This is a genomic window from Agrobacterium sp. GW821-FHT02D03, from assembly GCF_059421725.1.
Genome location: NZ_JBWKVN010000001.1, coordinates 1,571,349 through 1,587,250, shown reverse-complemented (window position 1 = coordinate 1,587,250; position 15,902 = coordinate 1,571,349). Strand labels below are relative to the sequence as shown.

Annotated in this window: 14 protein-coding genes; 7 read left to right on the top strand and 7 right to left on the bottom strand. The window is 57.3% G+C overall.

The window, feature by feature from the left end; genetic code table 11:
- Positions 1–3 precede the first annotated feature (3 nt).
- Positions 4–819, bottom strand: a complete 816-nt coding sequence (gene znuB, locus AC07U5_RS07395) for a zinc ABC transporter permease subunit ZnuB (RefSeq protein ID WP_062427390.1) — start codon at positions 817–819, stop codon at positions 4–6.
- Positions 812–1,756 carry an ATP-binding cassette domain-containing protein gene (locus tag AC07U5_RS07390; RefSeq protein ID WP_494722648.1) on the bottom strand — a complete coding sequence of 315 codons (945 nt, stop codon included), beginning with the start codon at positions 1,754–1,756 and terminating at the stop codon, positions 812–814. Before AC07U5_RS07390 ends, znuB begins: the two co-directional genes overlap by 8 nt.
- Positions 1,757–1,859: 103 nt before the next feature.
- Between AC07U5_RS07390 and AC07U5_RS07385 the strand changes: the two genes are divergently transcribed.
- Together AC07U5_RS07385 and AC07U5_RS07380 are read left to right on the top strand one after the other, a co-directional pair.
- Complete coding sequence (locus AC07U5_RS07385) at positions 1,860–2,936, top strand: metal ABC transporter solute-binding protein, Zn/Mn family (protein WP_313555732.1); 1,077 nt, start codon at positions 1,860–1,862, stop codon at positions 2,934–2,936.
- Between the two features lie 81 nt (positions 2,937–3,017).
- Positions 3,018–4,223 carry a GTP-binding protein gene (locus AC07U5_RS07380; protein ID WP_494722647.1) on the top strand — a complete coding sequence of 402 codons (1,206 nt, stop codon included), beginning with the start codon at positions 3,018–3,020 and terminating at the stop codon, positions 4,221–4,223.
- Between the two features lie 50 nt (positions 4,224–4,273).
- Here the strand turns inward: AC07U5_RS07380 and AC07U5_RS07375 are convergent, their stop codons facing one another.
- The 3 genes from AC07U5_RS07375 to AC07U5_RS07365 all read right to left on the bottom strand — a co-directional run bounded on the left by AC07U5_RS07375 (position 4,274) and on the right by AC07U5_RS07365 (position 8,371).
- Positions 4,274–4,603: an RcnB family protein gene (locus tag AC07U5_RS07375; RefSeq protein WP_062427394.1), complete on the bottom strand. Its 330-nt coding sequence runs from the start codon at positions 4,601–4,603 to the stop codon at positions 4,274–4,276.
- A 190-nt stretch (positions 4,604–4,793) separates the two neighbouring features.
- On the bottom strand, positions 4,794–5,828 hold the full coding sequence (gene mgrA, locus AC07U5_RS07370) for an L-glyceraldehyde 3-phosphate reductase (RefSeq protein WP_112358300.1): 1,035 nt from the start codon (positions 5,826–5,828) through the stop codon (positions 4,794–4,796).
- 86 nt (positions 5,829–5,914) lie between these two features.
- Entirely contained in the window at positions 5,915–8,371 is a 2,457-nt protein-coding gene (locus AC07U5_RS07365; protein WP_494722646.1) for a beta-mannosidase, read from the bottom strand.
- A 476-nt stretch (positions 8,372–8,847) separates the two neighbouring features.
- Between AC07U5_RS07365 and AC07U5_RS07360 the strand changes: the two genes are divergently transcribed.
- Complete coding sequence (locus tag AC07U5_RS07360; protein ID WP_343107419.1) at positions 8,848–9,900, top strand: LacI family transcriptional regulator; 1,053 nt, start codon at positions 8,848–8,850, stop codon at positions 9,898–9,900.
- Positions 9,901–9,908: 8 nt separating this feature from the next.
- Here the strand turns inward: AC07U5_RS07360 and AC07U5_RS07355 are convergent, their stop codons facing one another.
- Entirely contained in the window at positions 9,909–11,414 is a 1,506-nt protein-coding gene (locus AC07U5_RS07355) for an NAD(P)H-hydrate dehydratase (RefSeq protein WP_343107418.1), read from the bottom strand.
- 349 nt (positions 11,415–11,763) lie between these two features.
- Here AC07U5_RS07355 and AC07U5_RS07350 point away from each other — a divergent pair, with 349 nt between their 5' ends.
- From AC07U5_RS07350 to hspQ, 4 genes are all read left to right on the top strand, one after another.
- The gene (locus AC07U5_RS07350; protein ID WP_007753933.1) at positions 11,764–12,102 is read left to right on the top strand and encodes a P-II family nitrogen regulator; all 339 of its coding nucleotides are present in this window, start codon (positions 11,764–11,766) and stop codon (positions 12,100–12,102) included.
- 66 nt (positions 12,103–12,168) lie between these two features.
- The gene (gene glnA, locus AC07U5_RS07345) at positions 12,169–13,578 is read left to right on the top strand and encodes a type I glutamate--ammonia ligase (RefSeq protein WP_062437373.1); all 1,410 of its coding nucleotides are present in this window, start codon (positions 12,169–12,171) and stop codon (positions 13,576–13,578) included.
- 160 nt (positions 13,579–13,738) lie between these two features.
- Positions 13,739–14,656, top strand: coding sequence for a DMT family transporter (locus tag AC07U5_RS07340; RefSeq protein ID WP_343107417.1), 918 nt, complete (start codon positions 13,739–13,741; stop codon positions 14,654–14,656).
- A 74-nt stretch (positions 14,657–14,730) separates the two neighbouring features.
- Positions 14,731–15,060 carry a heat shock protein HspQ gene (hspQ, locus tag AC07U5_RS07335; protein WP_062437371.1) on the top strand — a complete coding sequence of 110 codons (330 nt, stop codon included), beginning with the start codon at positions 14,731–14,733 and terminating at the stop codon, positions 15,058–15,060.
- Between the two features lie 80 nt (positions 15,061–15,140).
- On the opposite strand, the gene AC07U5_RS07330 is transcribed toward hspQ, so the two are convergent.
- Positions 15,141–15,788, bottom strand: coding sequence for an invasion associated locus B family protein (locus AC07U5_RS07330; RefSeq protein ID WP_343107416.1), 648 nt, complete (start codon positions 15,786–15,788; stop codon positions 15,141–15,143).
- Between the last annotated feature and the right edge of the window lie 114 nt (positions 15,789–15,902).

Sequence of the window (15,902 nt, the reverse complement as noted above, 5' to 3'; positions counted from 1 at the left end):
TCATCAGTTCACTCCCTGCTCGGCACTGCGCGACCGTCCCGGCACAGGCAAAAGACTCAAGACGAAAAGCAAGACGGCGGCAACGACAATCGACGGGCCGGACGGCGTGTCATATTGCAGCGATCCCATCAGTCCGCCGATGACGGCGACGGCACCGATGAGCGACGCCAGCACCGCCATGATTTCCGGTGTCGACGAGAAGCGTCTGGCCGTTGCTGCTGGAATGATCAGCAGCGATGTGATCAGCATGATGCCGACGATCTTCATGGCGATGGCAATGACGAGCGCCATCAGCAGCATGAAGAGAAGCTTCGAACGTTCGGGCCGCAGCCCTTCCGCCTCAGCCAGCTCGGCATTGACCGTCGAGGCCAGAAGCGGCTTCCAAAGATAGACGATCGCCAGGAGCACAAGAATGCCCCCGCCCCAAACCATCTGAATATCGGTGACCGATACCGCGAGGATATCGCCGAACAAAAAGGCGACGAGATCGATCCGCACCCATGTCATGAAGGCAACGATGACGAGACCGAAGGCAAGTGCAGAATGCGACAGGATACCCAGCAGCGCATCTGCTGACAGAGCCTGACGCCGTTGCAGCAAAAGCAACAGCAGAGACACCGCGGCGGCAACGAGAAAGACGCTGACGATCAGGTTCAACTGAAACAGCAGCGAGAGAGCCACACCGAGCAGCGCGGAATGGGCCATAGTATCGCCGAAATAGGCCATGCGCCGCCAGACCACGAAGCAGCCAAGCGGCCCGGCGGTCAGCGCGACGCCGACGCCTGCAAAGATGGCGCGGATGAAGAAGTCGTCAAACATGTTTCACTCCGGGCGCATGGGTGGTGTCATCGGAGCGATGATCATGATGATGACCGCAGCCGCAGGCATCCTCATGTTGGTCATGAGTATGATCATGAGCGTGGACATGATCATCGGCGTGATCATGCTCGTGATGGTGCCCGTCATCGGGATGGCAATGGTCCGTCACCGAGCCGTCGGAATGCATGACGCGTCCATCCGGCAGATGGGTATGATCATGGTGGTGGCTATAGACTGCCAGTCCCTTGGCAGCCGCCCCGCCAAAGAGGCGCATATATTCCGGGCTCTGGCTCACGGCCTGCGGCGTGCCGCGGCAGCAGACATGGCCATTCAGGCAAATGACCGTATCGGTCTCCGCCATCACCACGTGCAGATCGTGCGAGATCAGGAGAATGCCGCAGCCCGTGGAATTTCGAATGGTCTTGATAAGATCGTAAAGCGCAATCTCGCCGGAAAAATCCACACCCTGCACCGGCTCATCCAGAACGAGCAGATCGGGCTTGCGGGCAATCGCACGCGCCAGAAGCGCACGCTGGAACTCTCCACCCGACAGATGCTGGACCTCGGCCTTGGCGAGATGCGCAATGCCGGTGGCATTCAAGGCCGCGTCGATTTCCCGTGGCGGCAGGGCTCCGGTCAGCGTCATCAGCCGCCAGACGGTCAAAGGCATCGTCCAGTCTACGGAAAGCTTCTGCGGCACATAGCCGACCTTGAGGCCAGCCAAACGCTCGACCTTTCCTTCATCCGGCTTCATCACGCCAATCGCCATCTTGGCACTCGTGGACTTGCCCGATCCATTCGGTCCAATCAGCGTCACGATCTCGCCGCGACGGACGGAAAAGTCGACGCCGCGCACCAACCAACGCCCGCTGCGTCTCACACCTGCACTGGACAGGGAGACGAGGTTTCCGTCGTTTTTGGCCGGAGAATGAAGCATGGGATTTTCCGATTGCGGCTGTTGCACATGGCTATGGCATACGTTATAGCGTTACGCAACTTATGTAATAACATTACACTTCGATACAAGTGGAGCATACCCTATGAAGTCACTCGCCGCCCTTCTCCTCGCCTCTGCCGCCATGATCGGCGCCTCCAATGCCATGGCCGCGCCGAATGTCGTCGTGTCGATCAAGCCGATCCACTCGCTGGTGGCAGCCATCATGGAGGGTGTCGCAGTGCCGCAGGTCATCGTCGATGGCGGTGCATCACCCCACACCTACAGCCTCAAGCCGTCCAATGCCAAGGCGCTCGAAAATGCAGATGTTGTGTTTTGGGTCGGTGACGGACTGGAGAAGTTTCTCGAAAAGCCGCTGGAATCGCTGGCCGGAAAGGCGACAGTCGTCGAACTGGACGATGCGCCCGGCATCGAAAAGCTGAGTTTCCGCGAAGGTGGCCCTTTCGAAGCCCATGACCATGGCGACCATGAAGGTCATGACCATGCGGAGGCCGAAGGCCACAACCATGCCCATGAGGGCGACGATAAGCACGACCATGCAGGGCATGATCATGAGGGTCATGACCATGCGCATGAAGGCGAAAAGGGTCACGACCACGCGCATGAAGGTGAGCACGCCCATGCCCATGAGGACGGACACGACCACGGCGAATACGACATGCATCTTTGGCTGGATCCTGCCAATGCAAGGGCCATGGCGACGGAAATCGAAAAGACGCTGATGACCGCCGATCCCGCCAATGCCAAGACCTACCAGGAAAACACCAAGAAGCTGGTCGATAATCTCGACGCGCTCGACAAGGAGCTTGCGGCAACCGTCGCGCCGATCAAGGACAAGCCCTTCATCGTTTTCCATGATGCCTACCAGTATTTCGAACACCGTTACGGTGTGAAGACGGCAGGCTCCATCACCGTCAGCCCTGAAAACATGCCGGGTGCCGACCGCATCAAGCAGATCCAGGCCAAGGTCAAGGAACTCAACGCAACCTGCGTATTTGCCGAACCGCAATTCGAGCCGAAGCTGGTCAACGTCGTGATCGAAGGCACCAACGCCAAATCTGGTACGCTGGACCCGGAGGCCGGCACGCTGGAAGCGGGACCCGATCTCTATTTCAAGCTGATGCGCGGCATCGCCAATTCGCTGAAGAACTGCCTGTCCTGATCTGACGGGAGAACAAAGGGCGGCACGGACCGCCCTTCTTTCGGACCACCAATGTAATGTTATAACAAATGAGGTTATGATATGAAAAAGAAGTTGCCTGTCACAGTTCTTTCCGGCTTTCTCGGAGCTGGAAAAACCACCCTTCTCAATCATATTCTCGGTAATCGCGAGGGACTGCGGGTTGCGGTGATCGTCAACGATATGAGCGAGGTCAACATCGATGCGGCTCTTATTCGCGATGGCGGCGCGAACCTGTCGCGAACACAGGAGCAGCTGGTCGAGATGACCAATGGCTGCATCTGTTGCACGCTGAGAGACGACCTGTTGAACGAGGTCAGGCAATTGGCAGAGCAGGATCGTTTCGATTACCTGCTGATCGAGTCCACCGGCATTGCCGAACCGCTGCCGGTTGCGGCCACATTCGACTTCCGCGACGACAAGGGTGACAGCCTGTCGGACGTCGCGCAGCTTGATACCATGGTCACAGTTGTCGATTGCGCCAATCTGCTGAAGGACTACGGCTCGGCGGATTTTCTGGCGGATCGCGGCGAAACGGCGGGAGAAGGTGACAACCGCACGCTCGTCGATCTTCTGGTCGAGCAAATCGAATTTGCCAATGTCGTGGTGCTGAACAAGGTCTCGGCCGCGAGCCCCGCAGAGCTTGATGCTGCCCGCAAGATCGTCGTCGGTCTCAATCCCGACGCCCGTCTTGTTGAGGCCGATTTCGGACAAGTCGATTCAGCGGTGATACTCGGCACTGGCCTTTTCGATTTTGCCAAGGCCGAAACGCATCCGCTCTGGTTCAAGGAGTTGCATGGCTTCAAGGGCCATATACCGGAAACGGAAGAATACGGTATCCGCTCCTTCGTTTATCGGGCAAAGCGGCCCTTCGACCCCGCTCGCTTCCATGCCTTCATCAACCGCGACTGGCCGGGTGTCATCCGCGCCAAGGGCTTCTTCTGGCTGGCCACGCGACCCAACCATGTCGGCGAAATCAGCCAGGCGGGCGCCTTGGTGAAAACCGGCAAGATGGGGCTCTGGTGGTCCTCCGTGCCAAAAACACGTTGGCCGGATGATCCGAGCTTCGAGAAAATGCTGGCACCTTACATGGACACTATCTGGGGAGACAGGCGACAAGAGATCGTCTTCATCGGCGCAGACCCCATGAGCGAGGCAGCACTTCGCCATGAACTCGATGCCTGCCTTGTAGACACCAAAAGCTTTACGCCGGATGCCTGGCAGACCCTGAACGATCCATTCCCCGATTGGAACAGACAGGCAGCCTGACACTGCAAAAGAAAGCGGGCGCTCGCTGCGCCCGCTTTCTTGTTCATTGCTTACCGCGCTGCGGCGAGGCCGATGATCAGGCCGCTGACGGCATTGATCAACAGGAACTGGTTGTCGACGCGCACCCAGCGCTCATTGCGGCGCGGTTCTCTGAGGTGATAGCGGCGATATTCACGACGGTCGACGAAGTGACGTCGCTCGGCAGGCGTCAAACGCTGACCGCGGTCCCAGCGGTGCTTCTTGATGATCACCTTCTTGGTCGTGACAGTCCGTTCGTGAACCCCACGGCGGTCATGCCCGTAGTCATGGCGACCCTGCGCCTGGGCCATCGGCGCTGCGAGAATTGTCGCAGCCAGAAAAACGGTGACGAGCTTTTTCATGGGTGTTTCCTTTCCTGTTCTGATGGGATGACCCTACCGCGCCGAGGATGAATGGAAACTGAAGCATGAAATTACAATATCGTAATGTTGACTATAACTTAGAGGAAGAAATTAAAGTTCACGATCTCTAATGTGACGAGCAAGTCGACGGTGGCCGCTCGGACTAGAATGCCCGAGCGGTGCTCTTGCCTTACTTTTTCAGTTCGGCAGATTTGGCCCAGAGGTTGATGTCCGCATCGCGTGCATAGCGATCGATTTCGGCCAGTTCGTCCGCGGTGAAGTCCGGCTTCTCAAGAGCCTTCACGCAATCTTCCACCTGTTCAGGCCGGCTTGCGCCGATCAGTGCAGAGGTGATGTGACCGCCGCGTAGCACCCACGCAATCGCCATCTGCGCCAGCGTCTGTCCACGCCGTTCGGCGATGGCATTCAACCCGCGTATATTCTCGATGTTGCGATCATTGAGGAAGGCAGGGTTGAGCGACTTGTTCTGGCTGGCGCGGCTCGCATCCGGCACGCCGTTCAGATACTTCGTCGTCAGCATGCCCTGTGCCAGCGGAGAAAAGACGATGGAGCCGATGCCGAGTTCTTCCAGCGTATCGACAAGGCCGTCCTCCTCGATCCAGCGGTTGATCATCGAATAGCTCGGCTGATGGATGATGCAGGGCGTGCCGAGATCTTTCAGGATCGCCGCAGCCTCACGGGTGCGCTGCGAATTATACGACGAGATGCCGACATAGAGCGCCCTGCCCGACCGCACGATGTGATCGAGCGCACCGCAGGTCTCTTCCAGTGGCGTGTCCGGATCGAAGCGGTGGGAATAGAAGATATCGACATAGTCGAGACCCATGCGCTTCAGGCTCTGGTCGCAGGACGAGATCAGATATTTGCGGCTACCCCATTCGCCATAAGGGCCGGGCCACATATTGTAGCCCGCCTTGGAGGAGATGATAAGCTCATCGCGATAACCGGCAAAATCGGTTTTGAGGATTTCGCCAAAGGCGCTCTCGGCGCTGCCTGGAGGCGGTCCGTAATTGTTCGCAAGATCGAAATGGGTGATGCCGAGATCGAAGGCTTTGCGGCAAATCTCCTGCTTCGTCTTGTGGGAGAAATCGTTGCCGAAATTGTGCCAGAGGCCGAGCGATATGGCCGGAAGCTTGAGGCCGGTGCGGCCGCAATGATTGTACTTCATGGATGCGTAGCGGTTTTCAGCCGGTTGCCAGGCCATGGTTTTCCTCCCTTGTATGGAATTGCCGATCCGCCGCGGAGGCGGCGGATCGTGGTGCAGTTAGATTAGAAGATCAAAGTCGGCTTTCAAGCCTGCGACTGCGATGTGTAAAGATCGAACAGCTTAAACGACGGCTTGCCCGTCCTTGATTTGTCGCTTGGCGAAAAGACGATGCGACGGCTTTCTCCGGCAGCCAGATCGAAGAGGTTGTCAGAATAGCGCCCGGCGATATCGGCTTCCACCATGACGAAGAGCGCAAGGCCTTGCGCCTGAACCTCCAGCTCGAAGGCCCCATTGTCCAGCGCCGTCACCTGATGGCTGAGACCCGATGGCCGCAGATCAAGCGCCTTGTAGGTATCTCGCACGTGATGCCCCTCGCCCAACATGCCGTTGGAGGCGATAAAATTCCAGGAGAGCAGCGCGCCGGTTGGAATTTGATCCAGGTCGATCTCGGTCAGAACCGATGCGGCATCCGGTCCGCAGGTGCCATTGGCGGATTTCAGCGGAATCCGAACGCCATCGAGCGCCAGCGCGAAGATGTTCATGTCGATTTCGACGTCGTCCAACGTATCGTTGACCATGGAGAAGCGAACGGACTTACCGTCTTCAGACGGAACGGCTGACACGGCGACCGGCTGGAAGAAGCGCCTTGCCGCATAATGCAGTGCTTTCCAGCTACCGCCATAGTCGAGGCTCGACCACGAGGCGACCGGCCAGGTGTCGTTGAGCTGCCAATAGAGCGTGCCCATGCAATGAGGTTTGAGCGAACGCCAATATTCGACGGCCGTCTTGATCGCGAGCGCCTGTTGCACCTGGCTGACATAGACAAAGTTCTCGAAGTCCCTCGGGAAGCGGAAATAGCGGAACATCGTACCGGCAATGCGCTCATTGCCGCCCGCATTCTTCTGATGGAGCTCGATCACAGGCGACGCGATGTTCATGTCCTTGTTGTCCGCATAGGTGCGGATAATCGGCATGGACGTATAGGACTGGAAACCGAACTCCGAGCAGAACCGCGGACGCACCGTCCGGTAATCATCGAAGGATTTGTTCTCGTGCCAGACGGACCAGTAATGCATGTCGCCCGAACCGTCGGCATGCCACGCATCGCCATAGTCCAGATAACCGGAGGCCGGGCTTGACGGCCACCAGATAGACGACGGTGCCGCCTTCTTCAGGGCACGCTCGATGGTACGGTTGAGGCGATCATAGGCGACAAGATAACGGTCGCGATTGTTGCGCGATTCTTCGAACCAGTTCAGCGCGCCCACGAGTTCATTGTCGCCGCACCAGAGCGCGATCGATGGATGCGAGGCCAACCGCTTTACCTGGTAATCGACCTCGAGCTCGACGTTGTCGAGGAAGTCTTCGGTGCAAGGGTAAAGATTGCAGGCAAACATGAAATCCTGCCAGACCATCAGGCCCAACCGGTCACAAAGATCATAGAACCAATCCGGCTCGTAGAAGCCACCGCCCCAGACGCGGATCATGTTCATATTGGCTTCAACAGCGGACAGAAGCAGGTCTTCGGTCTTCTCTGCACTTGAGAGCGAAAAAAGCGCGTCCGACGGGATCCAGTTCGCGCCACGGCAGAAGATCTCGCGGCCATTGACGCGAAGTGCAAAACGGCTGCCGGCCTCATCCTTGTCGGTCAGAAGCTCAACTGTGCGCAAGCCGATCTGGCGGGTCATCGTCTCGTCGGGCAATTCGACACTCAGCGTATAGAGCGCCTGCTCGCCGCTGCCTGCCGGCCACCAGAGCTTAGGATTCTCGACGAAGAACACGTGGCGGATGACCGTTTCACCGGCAGTGATACCGCAATCCAACCGCAGCCTTTCATCGCCGAGCGACAGATGCACAGGCAGGCTGGCAGGCTGAGCAGCATGAAGTGTGACCTCGACATGCAGTTCAACACCGCCATCCTTGTGATGCTGTGTGGTCGTGACATGCTCAATGCGCGCAGTCTCAAGCCGGCGCAGCATGATGTTTCCATAAAGGCCGAGTGGCGCGATCGCGATGTTCCAATCCCAGCCGAAATGGCACTGCGGTTTACGCAGAAGATTGCCATTGGGGATGGGTGAGTTGCCCGGGTGATACGGTACATAAAAAGGCTGAGCCGTCTGGCGGTCGGCGCCTGCCTTGATGCTGGAATGGAAATGGATGCGGATGACGTTTTCACCCGGCTGGAGAGCCGAGGACACGTCCGGTCGGTAGCGACGGAAACAATTGTCGGCTGCAAGCACCGGCACATCATTGACGAAGACGACGGCCACCGTGTCGAGATTGTCGATATCGAGATACCAGTCGGCATCGACCTCATCGACCGTAAAACGGCGCTCGATGATCCAGTCGCGATGCGCCACCCACTGCACGTCGTTCTCGTTGCGGCCAAAGTAGGGATCGGGAATGATCGATGACTCATGGAGCGCCGTATGGACGTCGCCTGGGATCGTCATGGTAGTTGCATGATCACCCTCGGCCGATGCCAGACGCCATTGGCCCGAAAGATCGATAACGAGATCGCTTGCGTAAGTTGATGCCATTTTCACTGCCCTGCTTATTACGCAACGGCCATGGCGTTGCGACTCCATCCACTGTCAGCAATGCGGTAAAAACGAGTCGTCGCTCTTTCCGCAGCCATGAAAAATCAGATCGAGAATTCCTCCGGGCAGAAACGTTATCGTAAAAAACTATGACCGTCACGCCCGAAAAGTTCGATCAACACACATCCGGATTGACGTCTGCCGACATCATACAGGAGAGATCAACATATGTTATACATATCATATAATTATAAGCATTTTTTAAGGTATTTCAGGAACCAATCAAGCCGGCGCTGGCGTCCATATGTCTAACTATCGCGCTTCCCTATACCCACGTTTCAACCTCTCTCGCGTCATCCAACCTGCATCGTTTCAGACACTCCAAGTTACAAGCCGTACCAGTAACGCCACCTTGAGCTTTGCAATGGAATAAAACCGCACTACGATGCCCGTCCGGTTATGGGAGGCGGCGGCAAATGAACGATAGCACGAACATAGAAGCAGGCGGCCAAGCGCTTTCGTCCAATGAACGCCCGACGCTGAAGACCATTGCCTATATGACGGGTCTCGGTATCACCACAGTCTCCCGCGCCTTGAAAGACGCACCCGATATCGGGGCGGATACCAAGGAGCGCGTGCGGCGTGTCGCCCGTCAGATCGGCTATCAGCCAAACCGTGCTGGCGTTCGCCTTCGCACGGGCAAGACCAATGTCATTGCGCTGGTTCTGAGCGTCGACGAAGAGTTGATGGGTTTTACCTCGCAGATGGTCTTCGGCATCACCGAGGTTTTGACCAACACACCCTACCATCTGGTGGTGACACCCCACACCCATGCCAAGGACACGATGACCCCGATCCGCTACATTCTGGAGACGGGATCGGCAGACGGCGTTATCATTTCCAAGGTCCGCCCGGAAGATCCGCGCGTGCGCCTGATGACCGAGCGCAACATGCCCTTTGCCACCCATGGCAGAAGCAGCATGGGCATCGACCACCCCTTTCATGACTTCGATAACGAAGCCTATGTCTACGAGGCGATGAAGCGCTTAGCCCATTGCGGCAGGAAACGCGTGGCCGTGCTGCTGCCGCAAAGCCAGTTCTCCTACCACGACTTTGCCCGTCGCGGATTTGAGCGTGGATTGAAAGACTTTGGGATCACTGAGTTCGCCCTGCCCAACATCAACAACGATACCCCCTTGGAAGAGCTGAAGCAGGAAACGGCACGGTTGATGAGCGGCAGCGATGTGCCGGATGGCATCGTGTCGATCAGTGGCAGTTCGACGATTGCGATCGTGGCCGGGATCGAAGCGAGTGGCAAGAAGATCGGAACGGATGTGGATATCGTGTCGAAACAGTCCGCCGACTTCCTCAACTGGCTCCGACCGGAAATCCACACGATGAACGAGGATATCAAGCTGGCGGGTCGCGAACTTGCCCGTGCCGTCCTGGCACGCATCGAAGGCAGGCCGACCTCGGAACTTCAGACGATCAGCAAGCCCGTCTGGTCCAGCCATACGCCCAAGCTGTAACACGCTCGTCAGCCCGTCCTGGCCCTCGCCTCGAATGGCCGTACCGCGGATGCCAGATCTTCGGCTATCAAGCCCGGCCCAAGCCTCTGCCCCATCTCCCCATGCAACCAAACGGCCGCAGCGGCGGCTTCGAATGCCGGCACCTGCTGCGCCAAAAGTGCGCCGCAGATACCGGCCAGCACATCGCCAGATCCTGCGGTTGCCAGCGACGAGGGTGCGTTGGTGTTGACGCTTGCCCGACCGTCGGGAGCTGCAATCACCGTATCGGCGCCCTTGTAGATGATGACGGCATTGCTGCATTTGGCAGCGGCTTGCGCCTTCTCGATTTTGCTCAGTGTGTCATCCGCATGAATATCCGGGAACAGTCGTGCAAACTCGCCCTCATGCGGCGTCATGATCCTCGGTGCGTCTTCGGCGAAGAGCGAGAAGAGCTTGAGAGTATCATCCTTGAAGGCCGTAATCCCATCGGCATCAAGCACGAGCGCGCGATCCTTGAGGAGCGCTACGAACTCTCTTGCTTTTTCCAGATCGCCAAAACCAGGCCCGAGAACATATGCACCATGACGTGCGTCTTCAGCCCATTCCCCGAGAGCGTCTCCATCGTCGATCGGTGTCACCATCACCGCCGTGAGTGTCGCCGAAAGAACGGGGATCGCCTCTTGTGGAGCCGCGATCGTCACGATCCCGGCGCCCGCCCGCAAGCCGGACATCGCCGTCATTCGAGCAGCACCGGTCGAATGGGACGGACCTGCGAAAACCGTCAGATGGCCGCGTTTGAACTTATGCGTCTCCACATCATCATGGACAAGATAACTCTTCCAAAGGTCGGGGGAGTTTTCCCATAGAGCTCCAACATTCGCTTCGACGATGCGTCGAGGAATGCCGATATCGAACACCTCCAGCGCACCGCAAAACTCTCGTCCCGGTATCAGCACATGGCCCGGCTTCTTTGCCACGAAGGTTACTGTCCGGGCAGCCTTGAATGCAGAGCCGAGGGCAACACCCCGGCGGCCGCAGAGCCCAGAGGGAAGATCGATCGCAACGACCGGTGTTCCTGCCTGCTCGACAGCGCGAATAACCTCAGCAACTTCCGGCGGAACATCGCGCGAAAGCCCTGCCCCGAAAATCCCGTCGATGACCACGTCGCCATCACGCGGGGTGAATGCGGCGAGCGATTGATTTCCGATATCTCCCGAAACTTCGATCCACGCCTCATGAGCCTGCCTGGCAGCACCTTTGAGCTTGACCACATCGCCGAACACGAACACCGCGACGTCCGCTCCCGCCTCACGAAGAGCGCGGGCGGCAACAAAACCGTCGCCGCCATTGTTGCCTGCTCCACAAAGCACAGCGTATCGGCGCGCGTCAGGATAGTGCCGCAATGCGCAAGCGGCGACCGCTTGCCCCGCGCGCTCCATCAACGAGATGATGGAAAGCCCGCTGGCTTCAGCGGCGGCATCAATGCGGCTCATAGCAACCGGATCGACGAGACGATATTGAACGGACTGAGTCATAATTCGCACCTCATCGGAAAATGCGGCGAAACGCAACCGGCGCTTTTTAAGGCAAGCAAAAAAGACTAAAAATAAGTCAAATGATCATTTTTTTAGCAAACACACGACGTTGGGGCGTGTAGGCTAACGAGTTGTAATTGTGGCCGCTTCCGAGGAACTTTGCCATATTTGGCGCGGTTGGTGAGCATGATGTGGACTCAAGATGCTCAGACCGCGCGGAATTGTTCCCTTCAAGGTCAGATTTGGAAGATTTTTTATCCAAAGCGGCTTCCGATCTGGCACGATACGTGCATTCTTGTGGCTGAGCGGACAGACCGCTTTAACGGGAGAAGCGGAGAGATATTTTCTCATGAAAAAGATCGAAGCGATCATTAAGCCTTTCAAGCTCGATGAAGTGAAGGAAGCCCTTCAGGAAGTCGGACTCCAGGGAATAACGGTTACGGAAGCCAAGGGCTTTGGTCGTCAAAAAGGCCATACTGAACTTTATCGCGGCGCAGAATATGTCGTCGACTTTCTGCCGAAGGTGAAGGTCGAGGTGGTGCTTGCAGATGAAAATGCGGACGCTGTGATCGAAGCGATTCGCAATGCTGCTCAGACAGGGCGCATCGGCGACGGAAAGATTTTCGTCTCGAATGTGGAAGAAGTTATCCGTATTCGTACGGGTGAAACGGGTGTTGACGCCATTTAAAAAAAGACGAGCCGAAAAAGGCTCATGCTTCACCGGGTTGAACATTACCACTCAAGGAAAATTGCTATGACCACCGCCAATGATATCTTGAAGCAGATCAAGGACAACGATGTAAAATTCGTCGACCTGCGCTTTACAGACCCAAAGGGCAAGCTGCAGCACGTCACCATGGACGTGGCCTGTGTGGACGAGGACATGTTTGCCGACGGCGTCATGTTCGACGGCTCCTCCATCGGAGGATGGAAAGCCATCAACGAGTCCGACATGGTGCTGATGCCGGATCCGGCCACCGTTCATATGGACCCGTTCTTCGCGCAGTCCACCATGGTCATCATCTGCGATATTCTCGATCCGATCTCCGGCGAATCCTACAACCGCGACCCGCGCGGCACGGCCAAGAAGGCTGAAGCCTACCTCAAGGCGTCGGGTATCGGTGACACGGTTTTCGTTGGTCCCGAGCCTGAATTCTTCGTCTTCGACGACGTGAAGTACAAGGCCGATCCCTACAATACCGGCTTCAAGCTCGACTCGTCCGAACTGCCGTCCAACGACGATACGGATTACGAGACCGGCAACCTCGGTCACCGTCCGCGCGTCAAGGGTGGCTACTTCCCAGTACCGCCGGTCGACAGCCTCCAGGACATGCGTTCCGAGATGCTGACGGTTCTTGGCGAAATGGGCGTGGTCGTTGAAAAGCACCACCACGAAGTCGCCTCTGCGCAGCACGAACTCGGCGTCAAGTTCGACACGCTGGTCTCCAGCGCAGACAAGATGCAGATCTACAAGTATGTGGTCCACCAGGTCGCAAACGCCTACGGCAAGACGGCAACCTTCATGCCGAAGCCGATCTATGGCGACAATGGTTCGGGCATGCATGTTCACCAGTCCATCTGGAAGGGCGGCAAGCCAACCTTCGCAGGCGATGAATATGCCGGCCTCTCCGAGACCTGCCTCTATTACATCGGCGGCATTATTAAGCACGCCAAGGCGATCAACGCCTTCACCAACCCGACGACCAACTCCTACAAGCGTCTGGTCCCGGGCTATGAGGCACCGGTTCTGCTCGCTTATTCGGCACGCAACCGCTCGGCATCGTGCCGCATTCCGTTCGGCTCCAACCCGAAGGCAAAGCGCGTCGAAGTCCGCTTCCCGGACCCGACCCAGAACCCCTATCTCGGCTTCGCTGCCATGCTGATGGCAGGTCTCGACGGCATCAAGAACAAGATCCATCCCGGCAAGCCGATGGACAAGGATCTTTACGACCTGCCGCCAAAGGAACTGAAGAAGATCCCTACGGTCTGCGGCAGCCTGCGCGAAGCGCTCGAAAGCCTCGACAGGGACCGCAAGTTCCTGACCGCTGGTGGCGTGTTCGACGACGACCAGATCGATGCCTTCATCGAACTGAAGATGCAGGAAGTCATGCGTTTCGAAATGACCCCGCACCCGGTCGAATTCGACATGTACTACTCGGCTTAAAGGTTCGCGTGAGGCGCTCTTGGGAGCGCCTTTCTCAGACCTTATGCCATCCTGGCGGGATATATGCCCATCGAACGACTTTAGGCGCCCTGCGGGGCGCCTTTCTCTTTCCAACGAACAGGTCGCCGATGAGTAGTCTGCTCACATGCGAAAACTGGAAATGCCCATGAGCCCCGCCCCGTCCCCTCGCCTGCGTGACTGGCTGATCTTTCTGGCCGTTCCCTTCTTCTTCTCCAGCAACGTAATATTCGGGCGCGGCATCAGCGGCGAAGTCTCACCCTTCACCACCGCCTTTCTGCGTTGGTCGCTATCGACCCTCTTTGTGCTGCCCTTCATTCTGGGCGACCGGCGCGCCTGCGTCACCTTCATCCGCAAGAAGACAATGCTCTGGTTTGTGCTCGGCGCGCTTGGCATGGCGGTGTGTGGTGGCGTGGTCTATTGGGGGCTGACAAAAACCTCGGCCGCCAACGGCACGCTGATTTACACCACATCCTCGCTCTTCATCATCATCTTTCAGCGCATCTTCCAGGCACGACCTATCAGACGGCTTGAACTCATTGGTATGCTCATTGCCTTTGCCGGCGTGGCGGAGATCGTTCTAAAGGGAGATGTTTCGCAACTATGGGAATTGAATTTCAACATTGGCGATCTCGCAATCTTGAGCGGCGCCATCGCCTTCGCAATCTACTCCCTGCTGCTGCGTGATCCCGCCGCGCGCGATCTCGCATCGCTGAGCCTCTTCGGAACGATCGCCTTTTCCGGCGCTCTTGTTCTTGCGCCACTCGCTGGCATGGAACTCTTCAACGGCGGCCTTTTACCCTCGACGCCGACGGCCTGGGCAAAGATTGGTGGCATCATTCTCTTTGCTTCAATCGCGGCCTTCTACTGCTTCACGCACACGGTCCGCGTCTTCGGACCGGTCACAGCGGGCATTACGCTTTACATGATGCCGCCAGTATCCATCGTCATGGCCGTGTTGTTTCTTGGCGAGACATTCGAACCATATCATGCGGTAGGCATTATACTTGTGACAGGAGGCGTGGTTCTCGCAACGGCACCTTTGGGAAAAATCCGCTGATAGGCGCTTGAGACCGCTACATCTTGATATTTCTGCATCATACCCCAAATTATACGGGGAAAGGATGACATGCCATGAAACAACGAAACGCAAAATTTACCATCGGCGAGGTCGTTCGCCACAAGGTGTTTCCGTTCCGCGGTGTGATATTCGACGTTGACCCCGAATACGCAAATACCGAGGAATGGTGGAACGCGATCCCGGCTGAGATACGCCCCGACCGTGACCAGCCCTTCTACCACCTGCTGGCGGAAAACGACGAGACAGAATATGTCGCCTATGTCTCTGAGCAGAACCTTGTGCATGACGAGAGCGAGCAGCCTTTGCGCAATCCGAATATCACCCGGATATTCGACACCACTCCCAATGGTGAACTCAGGCCAAAGTCGGCCATGACGCATTGAGCCAGCAAGCCCCAAAACCCAGACACGAAAAAACCGGCCTCAAACGAAGCCGGTTCTTTTTTTGATCTCTGCAGATCAGATTAGTTTGCAGGCTTGGCCTTGGCAGCGTCCTGTGCTGCTTCCAGCTTCTTGCGGGCTTCTTCAGCCTTCTTCTGCATGCCTTCCTGCAGCGAACGCTGGCTTTCGGCAAGCTGAGACTGGCTGATCGGCTGGCCGTCATAAGCACCGGTGAAGCCGTTCAGCGCAATCTTGATCGGGTTCGGCGCGCGACGGAAGTTGATCGAGGTGAAGACGACTTCGTTGCCCTTCTTCAGGCTCGCAATCATCGCATCCGTCAGCTGCACTTCAGCGGTGCACTTGTCTGGAAGGCAGACGGCGTAATCGAGCTTCTGGCCCTTGCCGCCATCGATCTGCATGACGACGCCCGGAGGCAGAAGACGTGCTGTCGGGACGGACACCTGAAGGATCTTACGGTTGACCTTGCCTTCGACGCTGATCAGGCCAACGGCGGTGATCATCTGGCCGTTCTGGGCAAGAACGATATTCTGCACGACGCAAACATCATTGTCTTCCTGCTTGCTGCAAGTCTTGAACCAGCCCAAAGGCGGAGCGCCGGCCGGAGTGGCAGCCTGCTGAGCCTGAGAAACAGCCGGTGCAGACACGGCGCCCAGAGAAAGAACGAGAGCAGACAGGGCCGCCCGGGTGAATGTGTTTGCAGTTTGCATCATAAGAGTTCCGTCTCCTGAATTTATGCGAAGCAGCGCTTCATGTGAGCACCGCTCAACATCGCCGGTATCCGTCTGCCCGTTCCACTGTCGTTTAAATGAGGCAAATGCGTGACC

Coding starts and splice junctions, on each gene's coding strand:
- znuB (WP_062427390.1), bottom strand. CDS start 819: ATGTTTGACGACTTCTTCATCCGCGCCATCTTTGCAGGCGTCGGCGTC.
- AC07U5_RS07390 (WP_494722648.1), bottom strand. CDS start 1,756: ATGCTTCATTCTCCGGCCAAAAACGACGGAAACCTCGTCTCCCTGTCC.
- AC07U5_RS07385 (WP_313555732.1), top strand. CDS start 1,860: ATGAAGTCACTCGCCGCCCTTCTCCTCGCCTCTGCCGCCATGATCGGC.
- AC07U5_RS07380 (WP_494722647.1), top strand. CDS start 3,018: ATGAAAAAGAAGTTGCCTGTCACAGTTCTTTCCGGCTTTCTCGGAGCT.
- AC07U5_RS07375 (WP_062427394.1), bottom strand. CDS start 4,603: ATGAAAAAGCTCGTCACCGTTTTTCTGGCTGCGACAATTCTCGCAGCG.
- mgrA (WP_112358300.1), bottom strand. CDS start 5,828: ATGGCCTGGCAACCGGCTGAAAACCGCTACGCATCCATGAAGTACAAT.
- AC07U5_RS07365 (WP_494722646.1), bottom strand. CDS start 8,371: ATGGCATCAACTTACGCAAGCGATCTCGTTATCGATCTTTCGGGCCAA.
- AC07U5_RS07360 (WP_343107419.1), top strand. CDS start 8,848: ATGAACGATAGCACGAACATAGAAGCAGGCGGCCAAGCGCTTTCGTCC.
- AC07U5_RS07355 (WP_343107418.1), bottom strand. CDS start 11,414: ATGACTCAGTCCGTTCAATATCGTCTCGTCGATCCGGTTGCTATGAGC.
- AC07U5_RS07350 (WP_007753933.1), top strand. CDS start 11,764: ATGAAAAAGATCGAAGCGATCATTAAGCCTTTCAAGCTCGATGAAGTG.
- glnA (WP_062437373.1), top strand. CDS start 12,169: ATGACCACCGCCAATGATATCTTGAAGCAGATCAAGGACAACGATGTA.
- AC07U5_RS07340 (WP_343107417.1), top strand. CDS start 13,739: ATGCCCATGAGCCCCGCCCCGTCCCCTCGCCTGCGTGACTGGCTGATC.
- hspQ (WP_062437371.1), top strand. CDS start 14,731: ATGAAACAACGAAACGCAAAATTTACCATCGGCGAGGTCGTTCGCCAC.
- AC07U5_RS07330 (WP_343107416.1), bottom strand. CDS start 15,788: ATGATGCAAACTGCAAACACATTCACCCGGGCGGCCCTGTCTGCTCTC.